The following is a 5,200-nucleotide window of genomic DNA, read 5'->3' on the forward strand; positions in this document are numbered from 1 at the left end:
GATGCCGGCGAGAATGCTCTGCACCCAGCTTTCCTCCGGCTCCGGCTCGGCCTCGGTGTCGGCTGCCAGGAGTTCGGGTGAGAGCGTTCGGAGTCGCTCGAGGGCGTCGAGTGCGATCTTGCATCCCGGCGACCCGTCGATCGAGGGATCCGCGGGGGCACGGCCAGCCTCGAGGTAGTTGGAGAGCTCCTCGATCGTGTGGCCGTCGAGATCCTCGGGCTCCATCCCGAGCACTGTGGTTTCGGGGGTGTCGTGTTCGTTCATCGCCACTGCTCCATCCGAACAATGATGTCCTTACGAGCTCGCGACAGCAAACCTCGGACGGTGGAGACGGGGAGGCCGAGTTCTTCGGCGATCTCCTCGTAGGAGTAGTCGCCGATCTCGCGCAAGACCCAGCACTCCCGTTGTGCGTCCGGGAGTTGTCTGAGCGCGTCGCTCAACGCCGCCACGCCCGCGCGGGCTTCGGCCTGACGCGGCGGGGTTCCATGGTCAGGTGCCGGAATCTCCATTTCTGTTACATCCACGTGGGTTCGGGTGGCCCGGATACGGTCGATCGCTTTGCGGCTGGTGATCCGCATCAGCCAGCTCTTCACCCGACCCGGGTCTTCGAGCTTGGGGAACTGCTCCCAAGCGGTGATGAACGCGTACTGCACCACATCATCCACCTCTGCTGTTCCGGGGAGGATGCGTCGGGCATAGGCACGCATCATCGGGCTGTACCTCCGAACCAGCACCGCGAATGCGACCGTGTCGCCATCAGAGGCGCGGCCTGCGACGATGCGGTCGTCAGCTGATTCCAATGGGCTGCGATAGCGTTCACTGCGCATCCTTCGTCCCCCTCACGCGAAGGGGCCCTCCCCGGTGAGGGCCTGAGACGACCCCGTTGCCGTCTCCTCTTCCCTCATCCTCTCCAAGAACCACCAGAACCTCAAGAGAATTTTGGGGTTTCATTACTTCTTCGCGCGACGTCCGGTGATGAGTCCGTAGATCAGCAACACCAGGATCGATCCGCCGATCGCGAGTAGCCAGGTCGAGAGGTTGAAGAAGCCTTCGAGGTTGACGTTGAAGATGAGGCCGCCGAGCCAGCCACCAAGCATCGCACCCACGACGCCCAGCAGGAGCGTGACGAACCAGCCACCGCCCTGCTTGCCTGGGAGGATGAGTTTCGCGATCGCGCCGGCGACGAGGCCGAGAATGAGAAAACTGAAAAAGCCCATGAGAGGTTGTCCTTCCAAACTGTTTCGCTGAGAGGTCGGGTGGACGGCGACGTGCGCCGTCCACCCGTCCCGGGTTACTTCTTGAAGACGTCCTTGACGTCCTCGACCTTGCCTTTGACCGTGCCCTTCGCCTGATCAGCTTTGCCCTCGGCGACGAGCTTGTCGTTATCGGTCACCTTTCCCACGGTCTCTTTCACCTGACCGGTGAGCTTGTCGGCAGCGGCCTTGATCTTGTCTCCAGCACTCATCGTGTCGATTCCTTTCTTTTCATTACTCAACCGCTCGCGAAGTTCGCGAGTGGGGGCTATCTAGGGCGGAAGCAGCTCTTCCGCCTGTGCGGTCAGCTGCCGAGGAGGTTCTTGCTCGCCTTCTCTATCGTCTTGCGGGCATTCCTCGCCATGCGCTTCCGGGACTTCTTGGCGTCAGGGCTCGTCCAGAGCCGTTCGAGTTGGTGCCGCAGGTCCTCATAGTTCTTCCCACGCGACTTCGCCGATTCCACACCGACCAGATACACGGCGATCGCGATCACCGCGAGGATCAGCAGGTTCTTTCTCATCGCACCGCTCCTTTCTCTTGCTTCCCGGTCTGGGGTCAGTTCACTCGGGACTGGTCTGCTGCGAGCCGAGATCGGATCCCGGAACGGATCGATACCAGGGTGGGCGTCTCCCGCCCGGTCAGCGTCGCGAGGTTGTCGACGAGCATCGTCACCGTTCCGGCAACATCCGCCGGGGAGGTGTTCTGCCTCGGCGTCACACTCACATGGAGCACATCCGCACCGCGCACACGGCGAGTATCCACGCGCGCGGAGAGGATTTCCTCCCGGCCGGTGAGCGCGCGTGTGATGGCGTCGACGGCGAAACCGTGACGGATCGTCACCGCCCCCTGCACGCCCTCGCAAGCTTCTTCACGAATCACGCGGCTGCTCCGGCCACCACCGAGGCGGGCGATCACGACTATCGCCAGCACCACCACCAGTAGCAGGAGTGCAAGGAGAGCGACAGTGAACCAGCTCGCCGTAGTCGCCTCCGAGATACGCGTCGCCTGATCCGCATGCACCATCCAGTCTCTCGTGGTCGTCATGCTCGTCCGCCACACCTCACCAGCTACCGGCGACAGCATGGCAGTCGCCGCAGCAGCGCCGGAGGCGAGGAGTATCAGACCGGTGACGAGGAGGATGATCCGGTTCACCGCTCGATTCGTAGCGTTCATGACAGCCCCCCTGTATCAGCGGCACGCACTACCCGGGCGTGCGCACGCACGCGCGGAGACAGGTCGTAGCTGGCGAGTTCTGCTTCCGCGATCTCCCGAAGCCGGCCTTTGTCGATGGTCTGTCCGGGTTCGGGGCGAACCGTCACGTCCGCGCTCCGGTGGCCGATACCTATCACCACGGAGGCCTTGGAGAGATCCAGTTCGCGCCGCACCCGCTCCGCAACCGCCAACGCGATCACCCCGTTATCCACGACCACCGCATGAGAAGACACTGCGAGCTCATGCTTCGGCCTCCGCCCGGGGCCGACCGCCAGCCAGACCAACGCCACCCCGATCACCGCGACGACCGCGCCCCCGGCGACGACCGCGGCCTGAGGAACCTCGTCCGGAAGCATCGTCAGCCAAGCCAGTGCAGCGCCAGGGGCGACCAGGAGCGGGCCGAGTCCGAGGAGATGCAGCACGACCTCGATACCCGTGTACATCGCGGCGAGTGCAGCGAGCACGAGCACGACGACAGCGAGGACGGTGCGCGGAGAATGCGTCTCCCTCCGCACGACACGCTTCAACACGCTAGTACTCATCTATCTCACCCTCTTTCGCTCAGGGACAATCGCGCCCGTCACGGTGACCGACACGCGCCGAATCTCTCGCCCGGCCAGTCGGGCGAACTCCTCAGCGAGCCTTGTCTGCAGCGCACGAACCCGGTCGAGGATCGGGGTCGCGGCTCGGACCGCCTCCGTATCCCCCAGGTCAGGGATCGGCAGCATCGCTGCAACCCTCACGGCGAGGCCACCACCCCACTCGGAGACCTCGACGTTCACGTGATCTCTGGAGACCCCGATGGTGACCGCCGCCGCCTCCCGGACAACCTTCTCCGTTACCCGTTGACGAACATGCACCCTGCCAGGCACCGAACGCCCGGACGTAGGGGGCTCGTTCAGCAGGGATGCCACGGTCGCCATGCTCATGACGACACGCGCCTCCCGGTGAACGCCCCGGCCAGGGCGCGGAGATCAAGCTTCCCGGACACTACCCGTCCGGTCAGCGCTCCAACACCCATCATGACAGCGACGAGCAAGAACCCCCAGAACCCGAAGGTCAACGCAGCAAACGCGAGCACCGCACCAATCAGGGCTCCACTCAGCGTGGCACTCATGAGACTCGCGACTCGGTGTCGTCACCCTCGTCGTCGCTGGGCAGATGCACGTCGTTCACATCCACATTCACCTCGACGACCTGCAACCCGACCAAGCGGGTGATCGCGCCAGCCACAGCCTGGCGGACGTTCTCCGCCATCTCCTGGATCGGTGCCGGGTAGTCCACCACGATCGTGATGTCCGCGGCAGCCTGCGTCTCACCGACCTCGACCTTCACGCCCTGCGTGAGATCCGTCGCGTTCACAGCGTCACGGATCGCACCCAGTGCGCGGGCTCCGCCGCCACCGAGCGCGTACACACCCGGCACCTCACGGGCTGCAATACCCGCCACCTTCGCCACGACACCCTCAGCGATCGTGGTCCGGCCCGCGGACTGACCTTCGACCGCGGCCGAGAGGTGCCCCGCCGAGGGCGCACGATCCACCCGCGAAGCAGGCACCGGGGCCTTCTTCGCCCGGCCATCAGCCGCCAGATCTCCCGAAGGGATCGTCGTGTTCGTCTCATTCGTAGCCATCTGAACTACCTCCACAAATCAGCAGCGCAACCCCAAAGAGCCGCACCATCCAACGAGCGAAGAACAACGCTCTACATATGAGACGGGACACAATGGGAAAACGTCACAAAGTACTTTGAGACCGCGCATCCTCGCGCCGAGTACCGCGCCAGATGCTTAGGAAAGACACATCACGACGTCACGCCCAGATGAGACAACTCTGAGCGCCGAATCCACTCCGGTAGCTAAATTCGGGACTCGTACCGTTCCCGGTGCTGCTTTCGCAAAGCCAGATACCGAGGGTCTTGAGCCGCACGATCCCAAGCCGCCTTGAAGATTCGAGCGCTCTCGGCCTTCGCAGGGTCATGCTGCCTGGCAAGCCGCCGCCTCCCATGAGCGCCGCTCTGCCCCTTCTTATCCGCAGGCACCGGCCCAACGTACTTCTTGCCAGCGGGATAGTTCGCATACCGTCTGGCACGAGTGAATCCCATCTGCAGAAACTTTCGCGCCACGTCAGCACCCACGAAATCATCGTCATCGAGATAACGGGCGAACATGGACAGGATATGCTCACTCGATGCCCGCGCAGTTTCCGGAGTAGCGAACTTCCAGTGCGGGAGGATCTCGGACTTATACGGTTCGACTTTCAACACGCCCTGCTCGCCACGCCCGATGCGATAAAGGTCAGGACGCTCGCGAAAATCGATCGACCCATAATCGAGTGAACAGTCGAACTCTTGCAAAGCACCCCGTCCTCGCGGCCACCCAATTGTGGGCCTAGGAACCGCCCCGTTGCGGGCTGCGACACGACACGGGTTCCTGCAACGTCTCACCCAAAGAACGCAACCATGGGTCTGATGCATGGTTAGGTGACATTCTGACCTGACCTATAGTTTGGTTTCCACTCGGGGTAGCTAGTCGAAGGCCTTCATGAAAGGCTCACCCACATGCCACGCCCCTACCCACCAGAGTTCCGTGCACGCGCGATCGCGCTCGTCCGCGAAGGCCGACAGGCCAAGCAAACCGCAGCAGACCTCGGCGTCCACGAGGTCACTCTTCATTCCTGGCTCCGTCAAGACGATATAGATAATGGTCGCAGGCCCGGCAGATCCACCAGCGAAGAC

At 63.2% G+C, this 5,200-nt stretch carries 11 protein-coding genes and 1 pseudogene; 1 reads left to right on the forward strand and 11 read right to left on the reverse strand.

The features are described 5' to 3' along the window. The 11 genes and pseudogenes from OOT08_RS03580 to OOT08_RS03630 all read right to left on the reverse strand — a co-directional run. Positions 1-264: pseudogene (locus OOT08_RS03580) on the reverse strand (hypothetical protein); the annotation flags it as partial. Further along, a complete protein-coding gene (locus OOT08_RS03585) occupies positions 261-827 on the reverse strand; it encodes an RNA polymerase sigma factor (protein WP_325091163.1) in 567 nt (188 codons plus the stop codon). The pseudogene OOT08_RS03580 and the gene OOT08_RS03585, both read right to left, overlap by 4 nt. A 123-nt stretch (positions 828-950) precedes the next feature. Then, positions 951-1,217 (reverse strand): GlsB/YeaQ/YmgE family stress response membrane protein, encoded by a 267-nt coding sequence (locus OOT08_RS03590; protein WP_325091164.1) that lies wholly within the window; start codon positions 1,215-1,217, stop codon positions 951-953. Between the two features lie 74 nt (positions 1,218-1,291). After that, entirely contained in the window at positions 1,292-1,465 is a 174-nt protein-coding gene (locus tag OOT08_RS03595) for a CsbD family protein (RefSeq protein ID WP_325091165.1), read from the reverse strand. A 92-nt stretch (positions 1,466-1,557) separates the two neighbouring features. Continuing rightward, the gene (locus OOT08_RS03600; RefSeq protein ID WP_325091166.1) at positions 1,558-1,773 is read right to left on the reverse strand and encodes a hypothetical protein; all 216 of its coding nucleotides are present in this window, start codon (positions 1,771-1,773) and stop codon (positions 1,558-1,560) included. A gap of 35 nt (positions 1,774-1,808) precedes the next feature. Further along, the gene (locus tag OOT08_RS03605; RefSeq protein WP_325091167.1) at positions 1,809-2,405 is read right to left on the reverse strand and encodes a hypothetical protein; all 597 of its coding nucleotides are present in this window, start codon (positions 2,403-2,405) and stop codon (positions 1,809-1,811) included. A 17-nt stretch (positions 2,406-2,422) separates the two neighbouring features. Beyond that, on the reverse strand, positions 2,423-2,995 hold the full coding sequence (locus OOT08_RS03610; RefSeq protein WP_325091168.1) for a DNA/RNA endonuclease G: 573 nt from the start codon (positions 2,993-2,995) through the stop codon (positions 2,423-2,425). Positions 2,996-3,007: 12 nt separating this feature from the next. After that, complete coding sequence (locus OOT08_RS03615) at positions 3,008-3,379, reverse strand: NTP pyrophosphohydrolase (RefSeq protein WP_325091169.1); 372 nt, start codon at positions 3,377-3,379, stop codon at positions 3,008-3,010. An 11-nt stretch (positions 3,380-3,390) separates the two neighbouring features. Then, on the reverse strand, positions 3,391-3,582 hold the full coding sequence (locus tag OOT08_RS03620; protein WP_325091170.1) for a DUF2273 domain-containing protein: 192 nt from the start codon (positions 3,580-3,582) through the stop codon (positions 3,391-3,393). Beyond that, complete coding sequence (locus OOT08_RS03625) at positions 3,579-4,097, reverse strand: Asp23/Gls24 family envelope stress response protein (RefSeq protein WP_325091171.1); 519 nt, start codon at positions 4,095-4,097, stop codon at positions 3,579-3,581. The genes OOT08_RS03620 and OOT08_RS03625 overlap by 4 nt, the downstream gene beginning before the upstream one ends. 224 nt (positions 4,098-4,321) lie before the next feature. Next, positions 4,322-4,819 carry a DUF4385 domain-containing protein gene (locus OOT08_RS03630; RefSeq protein ID WP_325091172.1) on the reverse strand — a complete coding sequence of 166 codons (498 nt, stop codon included), beginning with the start codon at positions 4,817-4,819 and terminating at the stop codon, positions 4,322-4,324. A 204-nt stretch (positions 4,820-5,023) separates the two neighbouring features. Here OOT08_RS03630 and OOT08_RS03635 point away from each other — a divergent pair. Then, on the forward strand, positions 5,024-5,200 hold a 177-nt coding region (locus tag OOT08_RS03635), incomplete at its 3' end, for a transposase (RefSeq protein ID WP_325091297.1).

Origin of the sequence: Leucobacter sp. M11, assembly GCF_035726885.1 — a bacterium.
GTDB lineage: Bacteria > Actinomycetota > Actinomycetes > Actinomycetales > Microbacteriaceae > JAPFRB01.